This is a genomic window from Pontibacillus sp. HN14, from assembly GCF_021129245.1.
GTDB lineage: Bacteria > Bacillota > Bacilli > Bacillales > BH030062 > Pontibacillus.
This window is the reverse complement of sequence record NZ_JAJOLR010000003.1, coordinates 146,352-167,784: the sequence shown is the minus strand read 5'-3', so window position 1 is coordinate 167,784 and position 21,433 is coordinate 146,352. Positions and strand designations below refer to the sequence as shown.

Sequence of the window (21,433 nt, the reverse complement as noted above, 5' to 3'; positions counted from 1 at the left end):
TGTGATATAATGAAGGAAATGGAAATCGTTTAGCTGGAAAGGGGGAGGGTGGAGTGAGAGACAAAGTGTTCTTTGGAATAGGGTTTATCCTTCTGTTACCCATTACCACCTCTATTTATAAGTGGATCTACTACCATTTTCCCTGGAATGGCAATGACGTTGTCGATATACTGACCGTGTTGCTTTATCTGGCAGGAATACTTCCGTTAACAGCTTATTTATCAAACGAAGTGGTGAAGTCTTACATAAATAATCGAAAGCGGGTTTAGATTCTCGTTCTGTAAACTTCCGATGACGGGAGTTTTATTTTTTTTCAATCAAGTAAACAATTTTCTGTGGGAGGGTGTGCCGTTATGAAGCGTGTATTAGTGGCCGGGGCTACCGGGTACCTGGGGCGATATGTGGTCAAAGCCTTTAAAGAAGCCGGGTATAGCGTGAAAGTGTTGGTCCGGTCGAAAGAAAAGATGAAGGAAGAGGGTCCATTCTCGTCTCCTGCTATTATGGAAGCAGTCGATGAGTTCGTCGTGGGGGATGTAGCTGAGCCCGCTTCTCTGAAAGGGATTTGTTCCGATGTGGATTACGTATTCTCTTCTGTTGGTCTTACAAGGCAGAAAGGAAAATTAACGTTCAAGGACGTCGATTACAAAGGGAACCTTAACTTGCTGAAAGAGGCAGAAGAAAGCAAGGTTGAGCGGTTCATGTATATAAATGTGCACGGTGCTGAAGACTGCCCATCTGCTCTTATTCAGGCGAAGAAAAAGTTTGTCCAAGAATTAGAAAAAAGCGATCTAGATTCGACTATCGTGAACCCGACCGGTTACTTCTCTGACATGACCGAGTTTGCCTCGATGGCGAAGAAGGGGCGGGTGCTCTTATTTGGAAAGGGAGACAACAAAATGAACCCGATCCACGGGCAGGATCTGGCATACTACTGCGTGCGCTCCATTTCTGAGAAGCACTCGCCCTTGAACGTCGGTGGTCCTGATGTGTATACCTACCGGGAAATGGCAGAGCTCGCTAGTCAGACTGTGAACCCAGAAGCCAAAATCACCTCCATACCGGTTTGGACGGTGAAGGCCATGCTTCCGTTCCTGAGGATCACGAACAAAAAGCAGTACGACTTATTTCAATTTTTCTTCTATGTGATGACCCATGACGTGGTGGCCGAGCCTTACGGGAAAATCGATTTGAAGACGTATTTTGAAGAGGGAGAAGCGTCTCGTTAACCCTCTCAGGCGAAGGTAAGAACTTCTTTTATAAATGGCAAAACGAACTTTTGTTCTAAAATAGACATATAAATAAGGACAAAAGTGAGTGGTTTCAAATGACATTAACAGACATTATTAAGGAGATTCAAAAACTCAATACCTCAGACCAACTACGTTTGAAAGAGTTTTTCACCAAATCTCTTGCGTCATTTTCTGCAAGTGAACCCATTTTTAAGGAGGTAGCTAAGCAGAAACATAAAGATGGCTACACTTGCACTCACTGTCATTCAAATAATGTTGTCCGATTCGGGAAGTATTCCGTTAAAGTAGGAATGAAAACAATGGAACGTCAGCGTTATCGCTGCAAAGATTGCAGGAAAACTTTTACCGATTTCACGAACACTCCTTTACGTGGGTCTCACCTTCCTCATAAATGGCTGGATTTCATTCAGTGTATGATTGAAGGGTACTCTTTACGCAAGGCATCTGAGATTATTGAAGTCCACTACGTCACCCTTTTCTATTGGAGGCATAAGATTTTATCCGCTTTGAAACAAATGGATTTCGACCAATTTTCTGGTATCGTCGAAATGGACGAGACCTATTTCTTGTACTCTGAAAAAGGGAAACGAAATTTAAAAGGACGTAAAGCTCGCAAGCGTGGCGGTGCTTCTCAGTTCCGTGGCATCAGCAGAGAACAGGTTTGTGTGTTGATTGCCAGAGACCGTAAAAAATTGACTTATTCCAAAGTGATTGGGCAAGGACGTATTGTAAAATCCCGCTTAGAGAAGGCAATTGGCTCCAAGCTATCCAAATCGAATACCTTATGTACTGACGCGTGGCGAGCTTTCAAAACCTATGCAAAAGATAAAGGATTAGAGCATTATCCCTTCAAATCAGACGGGAAGGAACGAGTCAAAGGGCTTTACCATATCCAAAATGTCAATAACTATCATAGCCGCTTGAAAGGCTGGATGGACCGCTTCAATGGTGTGGCGACAAAATACCTCGACCACTATTTGAGTTGGTTTCAATTCCTGGACGTAATCAGATTCCGTAATGATTCCGCAACCGTAAGTAAAATGGTTATTGATAGTTGCTTATTATCGACCAATGCTACTTACGATAGATTAAGATTATCTTCATTTAAGGCATAGTATTATTTTTTCAGTATGGCAAACAAATGCGACTCGTAGGGAGGGGTTTGTATGAAACAAACAAGGATAGGCTCTTGGACTATCGAGGTAGATGTTAATAAAACCAAAGAATTTTATGATAATTATCATTTAATCACCGAAGATTGTGATTGTGATTATTGTGCTAATTATGTTTTAGTTTGTGAAAAGTTACCGCCAGAGATTAAAGACCTTTTTAATTTACTTGGTATTGACCCTCTTAAGGAGGGAGAGGTTTCTGAATATATGGAGAATAAAAATGGCACACATTTATACGGTGCATTTTATCATATTGTCGGCAGAATAATTGAAGGACCCAAACTTTGGGTTCCTACTAAGGAAGGTAGCGAAGTTTCATCACCTGATTTTGTTAAATATAATGGTGTTGAAATAGACTTCAGTGATGATTTAGCGTTAGTTCCAGAAGGATTTCCAATGCCAACAATTCAGTTCGAGATTCAATTGAATATTCCGTGGTTATTAAACTAACGATTTATTTCTTCAATTATAACTAAAATCAAGGACCTATTTGAGGTCCTTGATTTATATTTAATTATCAACAATATTATTTAACAGAGCCTTATAAATAGAAGTTCTTTTTTTATGGAGACACTGTTAAAGTGGAATGTTGATTTTTTATACTTTACATAGAAGTTCCTAATAAGGAGCACCTGAAAATGAGAATGTTTCCGTTAGCGTTAGTCTGTGCGTAAGGTGGTTCGGGAAATCACTCGCTTTCAGCGGCGAGCTGGGAAGCCTCCTCGTTCGCTTGCGCTCTCTGTGGGGTCTCCCCTAGATAGAAATGTGCAAGCGTGGTGCCTAGGACCGTACGGACAAGACAGCTTTTTGGAAAAGGCGATAAGCCTTTGGAAAAAAGATGACTTGTCTCGCTAGGTCCTCCACGCTGGAACTAGACTGGCTCCTACTGCCGCAGGAGTCTCGCAATTTCCCGAACCACCTTTGCCATATTGGGAAGAACGGAAACATGCCATATTAGGGAATAGAGTTGAATCTATTCTACGATCTAACTGGAGGGCCGTCCCATCAAATTTAGATAAGGGGGGTCTGGGGAACTGGGAGACTCCTGCGGGATAAAGAGGTCGACGAGACCCCGCAGGGCACGAATTTTGCCCGAGGAGGCAGAGGAAGTTGTCACGTCCTGTGCCAACGTCGAACGACCCCATCTACACTTAAGTGTCTCAGCTTCGGGTATTGAACAAGCTTATAAAATAACTAAACTATAATATAGTCTTTGTGGAAAAAATAAGAAAATAGAGGCACCTCCTGGACACCTGGAAGCGATTATAAGGTAAAAGACTAAAGTAGGTGATTCTGATGCACATCAAGCATCTGAAAGCATATCAATCGTTTCCGTCCGTCGCGAGATTAGATGAACAGGTAAGAGGGTTCCTTCGTCAGTATAAATGGGAGCTGTCTGAAGGGAATCTTGAGATCTTAACGTATATCTGGCGACATTCTGTGAAATATCCTGGTGTGTCGTTTGCCAAAGTGAGCACCATTGTCGCAAGCACCGGGCGTAGTCGCAGCACAGTCATCCGCACGATTAATCGGTTTGAGAAGATGAATCTATTAAAACGGATCGAAACGACACGTCCAAATGGCAAGCGCGGTGTGAATCTCTTAATCTTTCAAAATGGAACAGATTTCTCTACGCACCGGGATGACACCCTACCTGACACCTTAGGTGACACGGTAGGCGAAGAGCCTGGACCGAATGCTCCCAACGGATCTGAGCCAAATTTACGCGAGGAAACAGAGAAGAAGCAGGGAGAGAAACCCTTTTTAAAGAGTGAGAAGATCGAAGGAAAAGCGGGCGGAGAATTCCGGATGGATTATTCCTTTTTGCCTTCTTACATTCCAGAGACCTTTATTCAAGCAGCCAAACCATTCTACTCCCCTGTTGAAGTGGATGGGGTATGGGTGTGCATACATCGAGCGTATAAAAAAGCAGGGATGCATCAGACAATCGAAGCCTACATCGAACAGATCACACGCACATTCAAGCAGGCGGTCTTTGCTTACAAACAAGGCAAGGTCAAGAGTACGTTCCGCGGCTATTTGTACACGTGTGTACTTGAAGCATGTAGACAAGAGAAGCGGAAGGAAACGATTCGGGGCGGGGATTCGGTGTATTATGATTGGTTGGAGGAAGCTTGATTTATGAAGTGTACAAGAGAGGGGAAATGAGTTTATGAAGGGCAGACAGAAGCGGCATGGGTCTGTTGCCCGTGCCGCTTGATTTATCTTTTCATATGCTTTTGAACAATTTTTTTAAACTGCTCCAGCTCTTCCCAGTCTTTAAAGTATCGCTTCGGCAACAAAATCGCCTTACGCTTCGATACATACATGAGGAACAGCTCGGGGTACTCTCTGAATGAGGAGAAGTCTCTCCATTCAAAGTACGTATCCGACCGCCTCACTTTCTGATGGACGCCTTCCTCGCTAAATGTGTAGGTAATCTCATTCTGCGCGAGGTGATCACTTGAGAATTCTCGCCTCGCCCGAACCCGGTTAAACATCTTCACGAAAAGAAGAAAAAGACCAGAGGGGATAAGGGCGAATAAGGCAGCAAACCAGATGCTCACAAACCAAATCGCATCAATAACGGTCACGAACATCAGGGTAAAGAGCACCAATAGTCCGAAGAAAAAGGTCAGGTTGACTCTCCGTAAATGGTAGGCCTGGTACTTCTTGAATTCATCTAATGTAATGGTTCCGCTGACGGTAACGGATTCTTGATTCTCCAAACGATCACTCCTTTAGCTAGTATTCCATACCCGAACTCTGACTTGATTATACACGCTTATAGGTCGTTGGTCTCGGATAGAGAAGGGTCTTTATGAACTTGAAAAAGAGAACACGTGTTGGGTGAACATTTTTTTGCTCACCCTTTTTTATATGATGAGGGTACCAAAGAAACAGGAGGAATGAATCATGAAGAAATTATTCTCAGGATGTTTAACCATTATTGGAGCCATTGTGGTGATTGGCATTATTATTGCCGTAGCCACAGGAGGGGACGACTCGGCGGAAACGTCTTCAGGAAATGAAAGCAGCGGTCAAGAATCAAGCAAAGCAAAAGAAGAAACGAAAGAAGAACAAACGGAAACGATCGGAATCGGTGAGACAGCAACGATCGACGACATTGGGTTTACGGTCAATAACGCAGAAAGCAAAACAACGATCGAGCCAGACAACGAGTACGCAGAACCAGTAACGACAAACAACCAGTTCATCGTATTAGATGTAACGATTAACAACGGCAAGAGCGAAGCGATCACAACGGACTCAAACTTCTTCACCCTTGTCAGTGAAGACGGCACAGAATACAGCCCGAAAAATGATGGGGACCTGATCACGGTCATCCCGAACGACAAAATGCTGTTCCTAGAAGAGATCAACCCAGGTCTTAAGAAAAACGGAATCATCGTCTTTGAAGTCGGCTCAGATGTAGACATGAGTGGCCTGACGTTAAAAGCCAATGCTGGATTCTGGGGCACGAAGAGCGTAAACATTAACTTGAAATAAGCACAAAATGAAAAAGCCCGTTCCCAAATTATACGGGAGCGGGCTTCCTTTATGTATGACTCATGATGCTTTCTTTAGCCGGAATGAGTATAACCAGAACACATACACCACCACACCCATTAAAGATCCACCAACAGCGAGAACGCCGCCCCAGTGAACGGGAGATCCGGTCAGTCGCCAGAAGCTGTAGGGAACCAAGTATAGAAACACGAAAACGAGCAGCCCTAAACAAAGGATCATCGCATTCTTGACTGGACTTTGCTTCACCTCTGTCTGAACCATGACCATCCCATTCAGGACGATCGAAAGCCCAACAAGAGACAAGATCAGCATCCATCCGCTTGCCATTGTTTATACCCCCTGGAAAACCATTGTCGTCATGGCTAAAATGAATAGCCTTTATAGAAAAAAAGCGATTCAAGGTTTTTATAAATGAAAGTGGAATATACATATTACACCAAATGGCGGTCATGGTAGTTATATATTTCTACCCTATCTAGAAGGATCTAAACGGAAAATTCTGTATGGAACTTGACCAAATAGTGGAATGTCTTCTAAATGGTAGTCTTGTAGGGACTCCGGGGATTACAATAGAATTTGGAAATGAAAAGAGGAGGTCTCAAAATTGGAAGTAAACAACAACACTAGATTATTACAGCTACAGGAGATCTTGTCCAAAGAAACAGATGAATTACACGAATTAAGTATGAAAGAAATTATGGAGAAACTGAAATTCGTCTTCGGTCCTGAGGCGAACTTCGATAAACGAACGCTTAAGCGGGACATGGAAGTTCTAGAAGAAGCGGGATTCGAAGTGATCCAGAACAAAGGCGACTTCGGAAAAACGCTCTACAGCTATCAGGACCGCGTGTTTGAAACGTATCAGCTCCGCCTGTTAAACGACGCTGTCCTATCAGCGAAGTTCATTACAGAGAAGGAGAAGAAGGATCTGATCCAGCGCATTAAGAACCTGACGAGTAAACATATCGCAAAGACATTACCGGATCCCTTGCTGTTCAATCAATCCGCAAACGATGGCTACCAGCTTGTGAAACTGAACATCGATCACGTACATACGGCCATCGCTGAACAGAAGGTCCTTTTATACCAATACGGCAAATACAATATGAAGAAAGAGTTCGAATACAACCGCGACGGAAGCACCTACGAGGTCGAGCCCTACGCCCTGATCTGGCAAAACGATTTCTACTATTTAATCGGCCGATTCCGAGGCACTGGAGAAATGCGCCACTACCGCCTCGACCGCATGCGGAACATCCGTTTGTCAGAAGAACGATTCCGCAAAGAAGAGATCAACATCCAAGACTACGTGGACCAAAGCTTCCACATGTTCGCAGGAGAGAACACCTGGATCAAAGTCCAGTTCCACGCCTCTCTCCTAAACGTCGTCCTCGACCGGTTCGGCCTCGACGCCTCGATTCAGCAAGTGGATGAGGAGCATTTCTTGCTGTCAACGAAGGCCAAGATGAGTACAGGGCTAGTCGCCTGGATTATGCAGTGGGGGCGGAAGGCTAAGGTCGTTTCGCCTGAAGCGTTGAAGGAAGAGGTTCGGGAGGAAGTCCGGGCTATGTTTGAGGGGTATGGATTGGAGTAGGGAACCTTTGTTGGGTGCGCAAATTATTGAGCACCCTTTATAATATAATTATGCTAGAATCATTGAATAAAAGTTGGTTTTATAGGATCATATTACCAATAAATATCTAAGGCTCTCTTCTCTTAAAGATGGTATCTTATGATAAAATTTACTGGTAATCTACTTACAATTATTTAAAAGGAGTACATGTAATGACAACGGAATCTTTATTCTCATTCATGAAAGAAGTCGCTCCTGATTTTGTTACGTTAGGAGAAAAGATTGAGGCTTCTTTGTTTGAACAGCCAAATAGTACTTTGGTTCAGGCTCGTTTGTTTGGTGAACATTTAGGAAAACTAGTGGCCAAACACGAAGGCACTGAAGAAGTCTTTTCAGTAAAGCATGTGGAACGTTTAGAGAAACTATTGCGCAGAGAAGCGATAGAAGAAGATATATTTAATAAATTTAATTGGCTACGAAAGATGGGGAATAAAGCAGCTCATGAGCCTAACTTTGGAGAAGTAGAAGTGGCAATCAGAGCGCATCGTATCATTTATGACCTTTCTTGTTGGTATGTTCAATTATACATAAGTTTTGACTTTGCCGTACCAGAATACAGCCTTCCCAAGCCCAGAGCCAATCAAGGGGTTGATAAGGAAGAGTTAGCTAACATGTTACAACCCTTATTAAACGACTCTCTCCAATCGGTTGTAGGCCAGCAGTGGGCAGAAATGAAAAAAGAAATAGAAGAATTGAAGAAATTGAAGGAAGAGCCACCGAAAACTGATAATGAGAACGATGGTGAAAAAGTCCCTCAACCTAAAGTAAAAGAAGAAACTAAGAGTGAGGTTAAAGAGAAATCTTTTGCTTTATTCTCATACCTTAAAGAGCATGGTTTAGAAGTGCTTGATAAGCGAGCGAATAAAGGAGCTATTTGGGTAGTTGGGAATTGGTCTTTGAAAGAGATTCTATTCCCTTTAAAGAAATACAACATTTATTTCCGGTTCGCGAAGAAAGGCTCTAAGTCTACTAAACGTCGCCCGGCCTGGTTTATGCTAAGTAAATGGCGCGAGACAGAAGAGGAAGAGAAGGCTCGCTTATTTAAAAGTGAAGAAAAAGTTGAAGAAAGTAAGGTAGATGAGATATCTAGTAATAGCAGTAAAGAGGATGAGACCAAGGAATCTTATCAGCTGCCTGAAACAGAGGAAACCTATTCAGAGCAAGCTGAGTATGTAGTTAAAGAGGATCAAACATTTATTGTGCAATTAGCACCTGTAAACAAAGTAGACTACACCCAAAAAGAACAATTGTTTGTTCCAAATCATCTTTTGAACACTCCAATTGAAAGCTATGCTGAAACAGCTCTATCTTTGCTTAAAGATAAAGGAATTCAATTTGTAGCAGATGTAGATGAGGATATTCTGAGGGATTTATACCGCACTGATCGGGAGTTCTTTTATCAAGTGGTTCAACATTTGTTTGTTCTTGGTGTAGATTTCACAGAGAAGTTATCACAATTTAAGCCTGTAGTTCATTTTGAAGGTGAAGACAAAGTCATCGTTGTTCGTAGTCAGGAACATTCAGCAATATCCTCTTGGTTACCTAAACTTTACACGCAACGATTTGCAGAAGTAGGAATTCGAAATACGAATCAACTCAACGGATTATTTCTATCCTCTTTAAAGTGGTTATTTAAGGAATTATATGGTGAAGTGTTGACTTTTCTTTCTCAACATGAAGAAACATGGGTAGAAGAAGGGGAAGAACCCTTTGAAACGCATGTTCCAGCAGAAAACGCAGGAAGCATTTCCTTAGACAATGAATGGATATCAATAGATGCTAACCTAAGAGAAGTTGCACTAAACACCACAAACTTTCAAGGAGTGCGTGCTTTAGTTCGTCAATTACAAGAAAAAGGCTTCTTTACATTGAATGATTTACCAGAAAATCTGGACGACCTTCACCTTCAATTCAAAGGAGTAGGCCCTGGTGCCGTGCAAAAATTATGGAATCAAATTGCCCTTATGTCGAAGAGTATAAACACTAAAGGTGAGAATGGTAGTCAATTTGAGCAGGGTACTATGGTAGTATTTGAAGATTATGAAATTGAAATCCCTGAGATCATAAGAACCGTAGACATTGAAACAGATCGATTCTTAGGGGTAAAGTCGATATTGGAACAGTTCGGTGAGAGAGGCATAAGGGTTTATGGTGACCTGCCGGTAGATTTAGAGTCTATTACTTCTTGGCCCAAAATAGGGAAAACGAGAGTGAAACAGTTCTTTGAACAGCTTGTAGACATCATGGAGACGGTTAAGAACGAGTTGATGTATTCACAGAAGTTGAATCAAATGACAGCTGAAGAACGTTTTCATTATTACTTTACTAAACATGAAGAGCTAGTAAGTAAACTTCCTGATTCAGTTGAGTTGCAAAAGAAGCATAAGATCACCCCACGCCAATTAAAGCTAATGGAAATGAAATATAAAGCTTTTAAAAGAGGGGATCACCTTACTCTAGAAGAGATGGGTGAAGCATTAGGTGTAACGAGGGAAAGGGTTCGTCAGGTTATTGCTAAGTTCAATGAACGTTTATTCCTCCAGGGAGAAAAATGGGTCAACGAAGTTCAGCAGATGTTGAAACATTCTCAAGTAATAGCGAATAAATGGCTCGATCGCAAAACATTTACCCATTATATGATGGGAGAATGTTTAAACATGCTTAATATAAACTTTAGACTAGAAGACTTGTATCTAACTTCATACAACAGTGAAGAGTATGAGAATGTTAAGAAATCTATATATGAGAATGTAAAAGATTTCTTCCACCAAAAGGTGTTTACAAGATTAGAGCTTGAAGATTGGGCAGAAGCTTTATCCCACAAATTAAACATTCCTAGCGCTTTTATTAAAGATGTAAGCTCTCCTTATATGAATTGGTTTCAGAATGGGGAAGGTGTCTTAACTACCCTAAATAAGGCCGACGTAGTAGAGATGGTTATGGCGGAGTATCCACAGGGTGTAGAAATCTTTCGAAAAGAAGATGAACTGATAGAGAAGGCTAATCAAATTATGCCAGGTCAGTTTGGCGGTGAACGTTCTTTCACAAGTATCGTCAGTAATAGGGAAGACGCTGCTCACAAGTTCCTAATGTGGGGAAGAGGGACGTATATTTATCATCAGTTTGTGCACCCGGATATCGACTGGTTAGCTCAAGTACAATATCAGGCTCTTGATTTCTTATCAAAAGTGTCAACGGTCAATATTCATAAGTTATTCAGAGTTGTAAAAGAAGAGGCCATCGAGAGAGGAATCCCAAACGAGTATGCGCTTTATACTTTATTAAGGCAGCATCCCATTGAAGAAGTAGATTATTTGAAATTTCCGAAGATTTCATTAGCTGGAGTAGAACTAAGGAAGAACGTAGAATGGATACGTGAATTTATCCATGAATATGGTGAGCCAGTGCCTTATGATGTACTAAGAAATGAGTTTGTTCATGAAAGAGGATGGAAGGAGTTCACTTTACAACACAATCTATGGAATGATGATTCTATCATCCAGTACAAACATGCCCATTATACGTTAATGTCGTATTTTGAACATATTCCATATGATTTCTTCCGTCCTATTATTCAACGACTAGAAGAGCTGCTGGAAGACCAAACGATTATTCAAATTGGTCGAGTGTTCGAAGAGAAGAAAACGTATTTAGCTAGTGAGGGCATAGTGAGTTCTTATCTCCTTTATCAAACCTTAGAACGATTATATGAGGGACCGTTGGATTTTGCCAGGTATCCATATCTGACTAATGGCGACATCAATAAAGATGACCTTTCTATAACGTCTCTTGTAGAAGACTATTTGATAGAAGCTGGTGGAGAAGTACCAAGAGAAGAAGTGTATCAGTGGATTACAGAAGAACTCGGAGGTCACGAGAAAATATTAGATAACGTACTACAGAAATCAAACGATATCTTCTACTACACTAGAGGACAATATGGGGAGTATGTTCATCGAGACGTGATTGATTGGAACGAAGAGAAACAAGAACAGTTGCATCAGTACTGCCTGGCTCGTTTGAATGAATTACTGGGAGTCAGAGACCTTCCTATAATAACGATCGGAGATTTATTTAATCCTAATGATCTCCCTCCATTAGACAATTATGTCCCATGGACAGAGGATTTGCTAACGGATTGCTTAAAGAATGACCATCGATGGGAGCTTATTGGCTCTTACAACTGGATTGTAGCAGCATTTGAGACAGTGATGCCTTATAGTAGTAATCCTGAATTTATAACATATATCTTAACGTCTCAATTTAACTCCAGTGCGAAAGTCCACGACTTTTATCGTTACTTAAGGCAAGTTAAATATTCACAGGATGGAGCACTATTGAGCGAAGCGGAAGACCTCTTGGAAGAGGATGAAGCACCTTTTACAATCGAAGGTGATGAAATCGTAATGAAATTGTTAAAGGAGACTACTCATGAATCATGAACATGATTTAATACAGAAGATGAAAGAACTTGTCGACGAGGAAGATCCCCTCGTCAGACAAGTGGTATCCCTCACATTGGATGAAGTAAACAATCGGTCATTATCGGTCGAAGCAACAGCCAAAAGAATGGAACGTAAAATCGATGGAATGTTGCAACAGGACGGGAGGGGCTAACTATGATTATTTCTAAATTAACGATGAATCATTTTCGCCAATTCTATGGAGACCAAACCATTGACTTTGCTGTTGATGAGCACCAAATGGTTACCGTTATCCTTGGGGAAAATGGCCGGGGAAAAACGGGAATTTATAGAGCCCTGTTATTTGCCTTATTTGGGGATCGTTTCTTAGAACAGGATGCAAAAGGTGATGGGCTGCTCTTAGCCAATAGCAAAGCTCTAAAAGAAGACCAGGAGAGAGAGAATAAAGGGATTGAAACATGTGTAGAAATTCACTTTTCTCACCAGGGAAACTCTTACATTTTACATAGAAGTCAAATTGCTCGCATCGAAACAAATGGGAAGGTAAAAGAAGAAGATCACGATCTATGGTTAAAAAATGTAGAAGACAATGAAACCCTTACGAGAAAAGCAGACATAAACGAACTTGTCTACTCCATTCTAGATGACAGAGTGAAACATTACTTCTTCTTTGATGGAGAACGTATTGAAAGGTTAACCAGAACAAATCAGGATCAAAAAAATGAGATCTCTATGGGAATTAGGAACTTATTAAAGATTGATCAAGCTGTTAAATCGAAACAAGTTCTCCAGCACCTTTTAAAGAAAACAAATAAGGAATTGCAAAATCATTCCACAGGGGAATATCGTCAAGCTCTTCAAAAAAGAGAAGATCTACAGAAACAAAGGGAAGAGTACAAAGCAGAGAAAGAAAACATAGAAAATACCCTTTCAAATGACGCTCATCGATATCAAGAAATTGAAGATGAGCTAGAACGATTTGAGAAAGAGAAAGAACTCATACAACAGAGGAGACAACTTGAATCAGACCTTGATTATGCTAAGGAACAGGTAGGACATTCTCAGCACGCACTGACTTCTTTCAGTGATACGCTGTCTCTTCTTATGTCTAGAGATATTCTATTTGATGTGAAGAAACAATTAGACCTCTATCTTGGTGAGAAACGTCAAGAAGACGTGATGAGTTCAAAAGGAATACAGGAATTACTGGAGGACTTGACTTGCATATGTGGTCGTGATTTTGTTGAAGAATCTACTGAATATCAGCAACTCCAGTCTCTTTATCATGCTGTTCAGAACCAGGAAGCTAACAAGGATTACCATCAATTAAAAGCGAAGGTTATGCAATTAATTGGTTTTTTAGATGGTAAAGAAGAAGATTTAAAGAATCAGGTAGAAACCATAAAAAATGCTGAACAAAGTGTGGACGACCTTTCTTATCAGGTAGAAAAACTTAATCAACAATTAAGTGGTACGGGTGAAGAACAACTTCAATCTCTCAATGAAGAGAGAGAAGATCTCCTTAGAAAACAGACTCACCAAAGACATGAGATGGACCAGGTCAAAGAAAAACTAGACGGGATCGAAAGTGAAATCCAGAAAGTTAACCTCCAAATTAAAGACTTAAAAGTGAAAAGCGGAGCTCACCAGCAGCTAGTGAAGAAAGAAGAAACTCTATCAGCCTCTCTTGAAGCTATGAAGAGAATCATTAGTAAGTTCGAGAAGGATGTTATGGAGGATTTAGAAATTGCTGCTACTCAAAATTTAAGCTATTTATTGGATGAAAGTGGACAAGAAAACTTAAAAGAAGTGAAAGTTCGTTCCGATTATTCACTTGATGTGCTAAATGCCTTCAATCAGCCGTTCCTTGCGAACATTTCACAAGGACAACGACAAGTTCTTTCATTAAGCTTTATTACAGCATTAGCTCAAGTAGCGGGTGGATCGAACACTTTAGAAATGCCTTTATTTATGGATACACCATTTGGTCGCCTGTCATCTACCCACCAGGAGAACCTAATGAGCTTCATTCCACAGATCACGTCACAGTGGGTCTTACTCGTGACAGATCGCGAATACGATCAGAATGCTCAGAACAAATTTGAACAAATGGGGGTAGTTGGGAAGTACTACATTCTAGAGAGTACTGAGCCAGGCGTCACACAAGTTAAAGAGCAGCTTTACACGCAAGGAGGGTACTCATCATGATAGGAGAAATTGGTTCACTAAGAGTACGCGTACGTCCAGAGTACTTGCCGTTATATAAACAACTTCTAAGAAACAGTTTAATTAAACAACATAGTGAGTTCTTCACACTTTGCTGCTTTATGACTAATTCAAAAGGTCAACTAGATGAACAAGTTAACCTCACAGAACTGTGCCAGGCGAATTCGTTTACAGAGTATCAACTTACTTCTCTATCTGCACTAGCTTATAAACATAACCAGGAGTTACTATTTTATAAAGAACTCTTTCAACAAATGGAGCAAGAAGCGGATAAAGGGTTCACTTATCTTATAGAAAACGTCTGGAGTAACCTTGTTTCTTATAGTGAAGGTGGAGAGGTAACCATTATCCCAGGGAGGGAATTTGAGGCTCAGTATTTGTTGGCAGCTCATGTTAGTCGTGAGATGGAGGAAGTGCCGTTTTAAGTGGTTTATAAGGTTCCCATTAAATAAGCTCCTTGCTCCATACTACGCTGCCGGCATATCCTAGCTGCTGATGAGGGATAGGTAATGAACCCGATCATCAACAGGTCTTTATTAAGTTTTAGAAACTCCCCCCTCAAGTTCTCAGTTTGTTGACGATAGCCGCAAGGGTCCCTAAAATTATATATTATGCAGCAGGTGGTATGAGAGATTAAGAGTAAAAACAATATCGGTTTAAATGCAGGAGATTTGTTTCGATTTAAATAGATGTTTGATTATAAATTAACAACAAAGAATGTCCATGGGAGGGCAAAAATAGAATGGAAATGACAAATAACAATGAATATGTTCAGTTTATATGGAAAAATGCCGAGATCCTAAGAGGGCCTTATCAAAAGGAAGAATACCGTGATGTGATTTTGCCATTGGTAGTGTTACGTCGTTTTGACTCATTATTAGAACCAACTAAGGATCAGGTTCTGGAAAAAGCTAAAACCGTCAGACACGACGCAATTTTGAATCGGTTGGCAGGATATGACTTTAATAATACAAGTCCATTTACATTCAAAACACTTCTACGGGATCCGGATAACATCGCCGCGAATTTACGCAACTATATACAAGGATTCTCTCAAAATGTGCGCGAAATCTTTGAGCATTTTGATTTTGAAGATGAAATTGAAAAGATGGATCAGTACAACCTACTTTATAATGTCTTAAAGTTGTTCGCGAGCATGGACTTTAGTGTAGAGAAAGTATCCAATATGCAAATGGGATACATTTTTGAAGAACTTATCCGTCGTTTTTCTGAAAACGCAGAAGCAGGGGACCACTATACCCCACGTGAAGTCATACAGCTTATGACTAATCTCGTATTAAACGAAGACCAGTCAGAATTGATGGAAGACGGAAAGATTGTACAGATTGGGGACTTTGCTTGTGGTACAGGAGGTATGCTTTCAGAGGCTTCAGAATACATTAAAGCTTTAAATCCTAGTACACAGGTTGAAGTGTTTGGTCAAGAGTTCAATCCGAAATCGTACGCGATTGCCTGTGCCGACTTATTGATTAAAGGACAAAATGCAGGTCATATTGCTTTCGGTAACTCTCTTACAGATCAGGATGGTCACCAAGGTCGTGAAGTCCGTTACGCGCTTATGAACCCGCCATTTGGCGTGGACTGGAAGCATTACAAAGCCCCAATTGAAGAAGAGCACGAGGAAAAAGGATTCGGGGGTCGTTACGGAGCAGGACTACCGCGTACATCTGATGGGTCTCTTTTATTTATGCAGCATATGGTGTCTAAAATGAAACAAGACGAAAAGGGAAGTCGTATGGCAATCATCCAGAGTGGTTCTCCCTTGTTTACAGGGGATGCAGGAAGTGGAGAGAGTGAAGTGCGTCGCTGGTTGTTAGAGAATGACCTTGTTGAGGGGATCATTGCCTTGCCAGACCAGTTGTTTTACAACACAGGTATAAACACGTATGTCTGGATTCTGTCGAACCGAAAAAACGATGATCTTCAAAAAGGCGCTGTTCGAACGGGTAAGGTTCAGCTCATCGATGCACGGGAATATTACACGACAATGAAGAAAAGCCTGGGGCAAAAACGTCATGAACTCACAGGTAAGCACATTCAAGAACTCACACGTCTGTACGGTGAGTTTAAAGAGGGTGAAAACAGCAAAATCTTTGATAACGAAGACTTTGGTTACCACAAAATCACCGTGGAACAGCCCTTGCAATTGAACTTCCAAATTTCTAATGAGCGAATCGAGGGTTTGTACGGAGAAGCAGCGTTCTCGAGATTATATGATGAGGAGAAATATCAGGAGTTGTTAGGTAAAGAAAAGAAGACAGCTGCAGACGAGAAAAAAATCACAAAGTATGAAGAGGGCCAGAAACTTCAAGAGGTGATTGTGAACATCCTGAAAGCGAATCGCTCCGATACTGTTTACAAAAATCGCGAAACGTTCTTAGGTGTCTTAGAACCCCTATTCAAAGATCATCCAGACGTGAAAGCTGGTTTGTTTAAATCTATTCTAATGGGGTTAGCTGAACGGGACAAAACGGCTGATGTCTGTAAGGACAAAAAAGGGAACAAGGAACCTGATCCTACGCTTCGGGATACAGAAAACGTACCGATAACAGAAAATATAGAAGACTACTTTAAACGTGAAGTCTTGCCGCACGTTCCCGATGCTTGGATTGATGATAAGAAAACGAAAATAGGGTATGATATCCCGCTCACTCGCCACTTCTATAACTATGAGTCGCTTCGTCCGGCAGTGGACATCCAGCACGACATTCAGAGAGAAGAAGAGGAACTACTAGGTTTAATGGAGGGATTATTCGATGAAGCGATACAGCGCGTATAAAGACAGCGGGATCGAATGGATTGGCGAAATTCCAGAAGACTGGAGTGTGACAGCCTTAAATAAGGTGGCTCAAGTAATAGACCCGGAACCAAGTCATAGAGCTCCTTCTATGGTGAGTGATGGGGGGATGCCATATGTAGGGATAAGAGACCTAAATAAGGATGGAAGTATTAATGTTGATACTTGTAGAATGATTAGTGAAAGTTCTATAAAGGCACAAGAAATGAGGTTTACTAAAGAAAAAGGTGATATTGTTTTTTGTAGAGTAGCTACATTAGGCAACCCTGTCATGCTAAATAAATATAGAATGAGGTTCTCGTTATCGGCTACTCTATGTCTAATAAAAACTGATAGTTCACAAGTAGTTTCTAGGTATATCTATTATTACCTTGACAGCCTTCCGATTAAGTTACAATCTGATCTATTTTCAACAGGTTCTACAAGAAAGTCTTTAGGTATGGAAACAATACGTAAGTTCAAAGTTCATATGCCTAGTCTAAATGAACAATTGACGATAGCCACTTATCTCGACCAACAAACGGCGAAAATCGATGCGGCGATCGAGAAGAAAGAGCGGATCATCGAACAACTGAAAGAATACCGACAATCGCTGATAACAGAAACGGTCACCCGCGGGCTAGACCCAGAGACGTCGATGAAAGATAGTGGTATTGAATGGATTGGGGAGATTCCTAAGGGTTGGGAAGTCAAAAAGTTAAAGCACTTAGTTAAAAGAAGGGCGAAAAATGCGAGTAAAAAGGACGCTGATTTACCTTACATTGGATTAGAGCATATAAAGGGGGGGACCGGCGAATTAGTTCGTAATAAAGAGGAGTCCACAGACGAATCAGGTGAAACTTCTATTCTGTTTAAAGAAGGTGACGTATTATTTGGGAAGTTAAGACCATATTTAGCGAAAGTTTACAACCCAAAATTATCGGGAAAATGTTCATCAGAATTTTTGGTGCTAGACTCTCATTCCTTATCGAGCACATATCTTCAAAATGTGTTATTAAGTAACGATTTTATTCAATTAGTTAATTCTTCCACTTTTGGCGCTAAGATGCCCAGAACAAATTGGGGATTTATAGGTAATGTAAGATTTATGGTCCCTTCTTTAGATGAGCAAAAAGCCATCACAGACTTCCTTGACCAAAAAACGTCCCAAATCGATGCCGTAGTCCAAAAAAACGAAGGGATCATCAAAAAGTTAAGAGAATACCGCCAATCACTCATTTCAGAAGTCGTAACAGGTAAAATGGATGTGCGCGAAGCTGTGGAGGTGGACGTATAATGAATACCCCTGACATGCTGAAAGAAAAAGAATTTCAGGCGTTGGTTAAGAATCATCTCATCGGCGAGCATAGCTATTTCGAGGGGACGAATGCGGATTACGATAACCATTACGCTATCGATACGACGCAATTGTTCGCCTTTTTAGAGGATACACAACCGAAAGCGATGCGAAAATTAACGGAGATTTATAAAGGACAAACCCGCAAAAAAATCCTCTTCCGATTGGACCAGGAGCTGAAGCGTCGCGGTATGATCGATGTCCTCCGAAAAGGGATCAAGGATTATGGAGTCCAGTTGCAGCTCGCTTATTTCCAGCCCCCAACAACCCTTAACAAAGAGTTGCTGGAGCTTTATAAGAAAAACCGGTTATCAGTCACTGAAGAACTGGTTCATAAAAAAGGAGAGCGTATCGATCTTGTGGTCTTCTTAAACGGACTTCCCGTTTTAGCGTTTGAACTGAAAAATGAGTTTACAGGTCAGGACGCTGCCTATGCGAAGGAACAATGGAAACAAGATCGAAGCGGACAACATCAGTTGTTCCGTTTCAAAGAGCGAACGATTGCCGTATTTGCAATGGATACAAGTGAAGCATTTATGGCTACAAAATTAGACGGGGAGAATACGTATTTCCTTCCGTTCAACAAAGGACAGAATGGCGGAAAAGGCAATCCAATTGTTGAAGGGAAGCACAGCACTCATTACATCTGGGAGGACCTCCTCGCTCCCGACCAGCTTCTTGAGGTGCTCGATAAATTTGTGTTCCTCTCTGTTGAAGAAGAGGAAGGGGACGATGGGAAAATCCGACGAAAAGAAAAAGTCATCTTCCCTCGCTATCATCAGCGGGATGCGGTGAAAAGTGTGGTGATGGATGCTAAGGCTAATGGGCCCGGCGCATCCTATCTCATCCAGCACAGTGCCGGAAGCGGGAAAACCAATTCGATTTCCTGGTTATCGCACCGATTAGCGACGCTTCACAATAATGAAAATGAAGCTGTTTTTGATGGTACGATTGTTGTTACAGACCGTAAAGTCTTGGACAAACAATTGCAAAAAGCCGTCTACCAACTAGAGCATAAAGCAGGTATGGTCGCTAAAATCGAGGAAGACTCCTCCCAGCTAGCAGACGCGTTAAATAACGAGACGAAAATTATCATTACGACGATTCAAAAGTTCCCGTATATCTTAGATAAACTTGGGACGCTTAAAGATAAGAACTACGCAATCATCATTGATGAAGCGCACTCCTCAACAAGCGGGAAGAACATGGCTGCGCTCACAACGGGACTGACGCTTGAAGAAGCGGCGGAACTTGATCAGAACGAGGAAAAAAACACACGAGATACTGAAGATCAGATCGTAGAAGATATCCGGCGCATCGGAAAACAAGAGAATATCAGCTTCTTCGCATTTACAGCTACCCCTAAAGGATCGACTTTACGCATGTTTGGAACCGAAGGGGAAGACGGGAAGCCACGGCCGTTTCACCTGTACAGCATGAAGCAAGCGATCGAAGAAGGCTTCATTATGGATGTATTACAAAACTATATGACGTACAACATGTATTATCGTGTTGCCAAACAAATTCAGGATGACCCTGAGTTTGAAGCTGCCAAAGCGACGAAAGCTATCTCGCGTTTTGTAAGTCTTCATCCACACAACATTGATCAGAAAACGGAAGTTATCGTAGAGCATTTTCGAAAAGTTTCTAGTACGAAAATCGGCGGTCAGGCCAAAGCCATGGTGGTTACTTCATCTCGTCTCCATGCGGTCCGCTATAAGCTTGCCTTTGAAAAGTACATCAAGAAGAAGGGGTATAAAGATTTAAACACCCTTGTCGCTTTTTCAGGTACCGTAAAAGATGGTGGGGAAGAATATACTGAGCCTGGCATGAACGGGTTCGCTGAAAAGCAACTACCACAAAAGTTTGATACAGATGACTATCAAATCCTTCTATTGGCGGAGAAGTATCAAACAGGCTTTGACCAACCGAAATTGCACACTATGTATGTGGATAAGAAACTCTCTGGGGTTAAGGCCGTTCAAACACTCTCTCGCTTGAATCGAACTTACCCAGGTAAAGAAAATACGTTTGTTCTTGACTTTGTAAACGATCCTGAAGGCATAAGGGAAGCGTTTGAACCCTACTATGAAGACACCGTATTAGAAGGGGACCTGGATCCTAATGAACTATATAGCATTCAACAGGAACTTGAAGCATATATGGTTTTAAAAGAAGAAGAGATTAATGGATTTGTAGACATTCTTTATAAGGATAGCCACACGAAACGAGATCAAGAGCTATCCAATAATTACATTGATCAGGCGAAGCGACGATATGAGGGGCTTACTGATGAAGAGAAAAGAGATTTTGTCAGCAAAGCTAAAAAGTTAAACAGTATCTATATGTTAGTATTGCAAGTCACGCCGTTTGAGGATCCTGATTTGCATAAACTTTGGGTTTACCTCCGTTACCTCTTAAAAAAGATTTCTCTAAAAAAGGGGGATAAGGTAGAACTCCAGGATAAAGTTGTTCTGGAATACTATTCTCTAAAGAAAAATGAAGAAGCTAATATCTCCTTAGGGGAAGATAATGAAGCTTACACCGTAAACCTTGACGTGAGTGGCGGGGGTAAACAAGATGAACCTCCAAAGGATCCACTCACAGCCATATTAGAACGGTTAAATACTAGAAACGGTACGGAGTTTGGAGAACACGAAAAGTTGAACATTCAGCAGATCGTGGATATTGCAACCGAAGATAAAACGCTCCAAACGCAAGCTCAAAATAACACATTTCAAGATTTTGAACTCGGATTCAAAAAACGTTTTATGGATTATGTCGTAGAAGGATACGATAAAAATCAGGGATTCTTCGATAAGATTTTGAGTGATGACTTCTTCCAGGAGCAAATACAGGAATATATCGGAGAGTACGTTTATGAAAAGTTGACAAAGTAAAAGGTCGTCCTGACGTTTAAGCACAAAACGTAAACAAAATGAAAATGTTTTATTTAGAGGTGGCATCGAAACACTAGGAAAAGCCTAAAGGTGATCTCTAGAATATATAGAGGTCACCTCTTTCAATTATACACGAAGAGGCT

General features: G+C 41.2%; 16 protein-coding genes. 14 read left to right on the top strand and 2 right to left on the bottom strand.

The annotated features are described in order from the left end of the window. Positions 1 to 53: 53 nt before the first annotated feature. From LQ226_RS11985 to LQ226_RS11965, 5 genes are all read left to right on the top strand, one after another. Positions 54 to 269 carry a hypothetical protein gene (locus LQ226_RS11985; RefSeq protein ID WP_231418144.1) on the top strand — a complete coding sequence of 72 codons (216 nt, stop codon included), beginning with the start codon at positions 54 to 56 and terminating at the stop codon, positions 267 to 269. Between the two features lie 84 nt (positions 270 to 353). Further along, complete coding sequence (locus LQ226_RS11980; RefSeq protein WP_231418143.1) at positions 354 to 1,226, top strand: SDR family oxidoreductase; 873 nt, start codon at positions 354 to 356, stop codon at positions 1,224 to 1,226. 98 nt (positions 1,227 to 1,324) lie between these two features. Next, the gene (locus LQ226_RS11975) at positions 1,325 to 2,365 is read left to right on the top strand and encodes an IS1595 family transposase (RefSeq protein ID WP_231418142.1); all 1,041 of its coding nucleotides are present in this window, start codon (positions 1,325 to 1,327) and stop codon (positions 2,363 to 2,365) included. Positions 2,366 to 2,416: 51 nt separating this feature from the next. Continuing rightward, positions 2,417 to 2,872, top strand: a complete 456-nt coding sequence (locus LQ226_RS11970) for a hypothetical protein (protein ID WP_231418141.1) — start codon at positions 2,417 to 2,419, stop codon at positions 2,870 to 2,872. A gap of 846 nt (positions 2,873 to 3,718) precedes the next feature. Continuing rightward, a complete protein-coding gene (locus LQ226_RS11965; RefSeq protein WP_231418140.1) occupies positions 3,719 to 4,561 on the top strand; it encodes a helix-turn-helix domain-containing protein in 843 nt (280 codons plus the stop codon). 83 nt (positions 4,562 to 4,644) lie between these two features. On the opposite strand, the gene LQ226_RS11960 is transcribed toward LQ226_RS11965, so the two are convergent. Continuing rightward, complete coding sequence (locus LQ226_RS11960; protein ID WP_231418139.1) at positions 4,645 to 5,151, bottom strand: YcxB family protein; 507 nt, start codon at positions 5,149 to 5,151, stop codon at positions 4,645 to 4,647. Between the two features lie 187 nt (positions 5,152 to 5,338). Between LQ226_RS11960 and LQ226_RS11955 the strand changes: the two genes are divergently transcribed. Continuing rightward, positions 5,339 to 5,932: a DUF4352 domain-containing protein gene (locus LQ226_RS11955; protein ID WP_231418138.1), complete on the top strand. Its 594-nt coding sequence runs from the start codon at positions 5,339 to 5,341 to the stop codon at positions 5,930 to 5,932. A gap of 60 nt (positions 5,933 to 5,992) precedes the next feature. Here the strand turns inward: LQ226_RS11955 and LQ226_RS11950 are convergent, their stop codons facing one another. After that, positions 5,993 to 6,280 carry a hypothetical protein gene (locus LQ226_RS11950; RefSeq protein WP_231418137.1) on the bottom strand — a complete coding sequence of 96 codons (288 nt, stop codon included), beginning with the start codon at positions 6,278 to 6,280 and terminating at the stop codon, positions 5,993 to 5,995. Positions 6,281 to 6,557: 277 nt separating this feature from the next. On the opposite strand from LQ226_RS11950, the gene LQ226_RS11945 reads away from it, so the two are divergent. The 8 genes from LQ226_RS11945 to LQ226_RS11910 all read left to right on the top strand — a co-directional run bounded on the left by LQ226_RS11945 (position 6,558) and on the right by LQ226_RS11910 (position 21,290). Continuing rightward, complete coding sequence (locus LQ226_RS11945) at positions 6,558 to 7,547, top strand: helix-turn-helix transcriptional regulator (protein ID WP_231418136.1); 990 nt, start codon at positions 6,558 to 6,560, stop codon at positions 7,545 to 7,547. A gap of 191 nt (positions 7,548 to 7,738) precedes the next feature. Further along, a complete protein-coding gene (locus LQ226_RS11940) occupies positions 7,739 to 12,028 on the top strand; it encodes a sigma factor-like helix-turn-helix DNA-binding protein (RefSeq protein WP_231418135.1) in 4,290 nt (1,429 codons plus the stop codon). Next, positions 12,018 to 12,203, top strand: coding sequence for a hypothetical protein (locus LQ226_RS11935; protein ID WP_231418134.1), 186 nt, complete (start codon positions 12,018 to 12,020; stop codon positions 12,201 to 12,203). The genes LQ226_RS11940 and LQ226_RS11935 overlap by 11 nt, the downstream gene beginning before the upstream one ends. A gap of 2 nt (positions 12,204 to 12,205) precedes the next feature. Then, on the top strand, positions 12,206 to 14,218 hold the full coding sequence (locus LQ226_RS11930) for an AAA family ATPase (RefSeq protein WP_231418133.1): 2,013 nt from the start codon (positions 12,206 to 12,208) through the stop codon (positions 14,216 to 14,218). Next, on the top strand, positions 14,215 to 14,661 hold the full coding sequence (locus tag LQ226_RS11925; protein ID WP_231418132.1) for a hypothetical protein: 447 nt from the start codon (positions 14,215 to 14,217) through the stop codon (positions 14,659 to 14,661). Before LQ226_RS11930 ends, LQ226_RS11925 begins: the two co-directional genes overlap by 4 nt. Before the next feature lie 323 nt (positions 14,662 to 14,984). Then, entirely contained in the window at positions 14,985 to 17,036 is a 2,052-nt protein-coding gene (locus LQ226_RS11920; RefSeq protein WP_231418445.1) for a type I restriction-modification system subunit M, read from the top strand. Continuing rightward, a complete protein-coding gene (locus LQ226_RS11915; protein ID WP_231418131.1) occupies positions 17,014 to 18,330 on the top strand; it encodes a restriction endonuclease subunit S in 1,317 nt (438 codons plus the stop codon). Before LQ226_RS11920 ends, LQ226_RS11915 begins: the two co-directional genes overlap by 23 nt. Beyond that, entirely contained in the window at positions 18,330 to 21,290 is a 2,961-nt protein-coding gene (locus tag LQ226_RS11910) for a type I restriction endonuclease subunit R (protein WP_231418130.1), read from the top strand. Before LQ226_RS11915 ends, LQ226_RS11910 begins: the two co-directional genes overlap by 1 nt. Positions 21,291 to 21,433 lie beyond the last annotated feature (143 nt).

Bases quoted from the DNA above. Each gene is read 5' to 3' on its own strand.
- LQ226_RS11980 (WP_231418143.1), top strand. From the start codon at position 354: ATGAAGCGTGTATTAGTGGCCGGGGCTACCGGGTACCTGGGGCGATAT.
- LQ226_RS11975 (WP_231418142.1), top strand. From the start codon at position 1,325: ATGACATTAACAGACATTATTAAGGAGATTCAAAAACTCAATACCTCA.
- LQ226_RS11970 (WP_231418141.1), top strand. From the start codon at position 2,417: ATGAAACAAACAAGGATAGGCTCTTGGACTATCGAGGTAGATGTTAAT.
- LQ226_RS11965 (WP_231418140.1), top strand. From the start codon at position 3,719: ATGCACATCAAGCATCTGAAAGCATATCAATCGTTTCCGTCCGTCGCG.
- LQ226_RS11955 (WP_231418138.1), top strand. From the start codon at position 5,339: ATGAAGAAATTATTCTCAGGATGTTTAACCATTATTGGAGCCATTGTG.
- LQ226_RS11950 (WP_231418137.1), bottom strand. From the start codon at position 6,280: ATGGCAAGCGGATGGATGCTGATCTTGTCTCTTGTTGGGCTTTCGATC.
- LQ226_RS11940 (WP_231418135.1), top strand. From the start codon at position 7,739: ATGACAACGGAATCTTTATTCTCATTCATGAAAGAAGTCGCTCCTGAT.
- LQ226_RS11935 (WP_231418134.1), top strand. From the start codon at position 12,018: ATGAATCATGAACATGATTTAATACAGAAGATGAAAGAACTTGTCGAC.
- LQ226_RS11930 (WP_231418133.1), top strand. From the start codon at position 12,206: ATGATTATTTCTAAATTAACGATGAATCATTTTCGCCAATTCTATGGA.
- LQ226_RS11925 (WP_231418132.1), top strand. From the start codon at position 14,215: ATGATAGGAGAAATTGGTTCACTAAGAGTACGCGTACGTCCAGAGTAC.
- LQ226_RS11920 (WP_231418445.1), top strand. From the start codon at position 14,985: ATGACAAATAACAATGAATATGTTCAGTTTATATGGAAAAATGCCGAG.
- LQ226_RS11915 (WP_231418131.1), top strand. From the start codon at position 17,014: ATGAAGCGATACAGCGCGTATAAAGACAGCGGGATCGAATGGATTGGC.
- LQ226_RS11910 (WP_231418130.1), top strand. From the start codon at position 18,330: ATGAATACCCCTGACATGCTGAAAGAAAAAGAATTTCAGGCGTTGGTT.